The 397-nt window shown below is 63.5% G+C and carries 1 pseudogene; it reads left to right on the plus strand.

The annotated features are described in order from the left end of the window. Positions 1-98 precede the first annotated feature (98 nt). A pseudogene (locus H7I57_RS16630) lies at positions 99-302 on the plus strand (ATP-binding protein); the annotation flags it as partial. Positions 303-397 lie beyond the last annotated feature (95 nt).

A 397-nucleotide genomic window follows, 5' to 3' on the forward strand; every position in this document is an offset into this window, starting at 1 on the left:
CCAACGGGCACTTTCATGTCCGCCAGTGGGCAGTTCTTATTGGCCGCGCATGGGCATTTTCATGTCCGCCTGCGGGCATTTTTTCATGTCCGCCGACACTGCAGGTACTCTGCGAAGACGAGATCGGCCGCCGCGAATCGGCCGCCCTGGCGCGGCGGGTCCGCCGCGCCCGCTTCGAACAACCCAACACGTTCGACGATTTCGACTTCACCGTCAGCCCGAAACTCCCGGCCGCGATGTTGCGGGACCTGGCCGCGCTGCGCTGGCTCGACGCCGGCGAGTCGGTGATCCTCTACGGCCCGGGTGTTATCGCGGGTTCGAGAATGAGAATGCCGCGTTCTTCCTGTTCAGGACGTTGTTGCGATTGATGCGACGTTGGGTAAGGGGTGGATGCCGC

It is taken from the genome of Mycolicibacterium pyrenivorans (assembly GCF_025821625.1).
Lineage (GTDB): Bacteria > Actinomycetota > Actinomycetes > Mycobacteriales > Mycobacteriaceae > Mycobacterium > Mycobacterium pyrenivorans.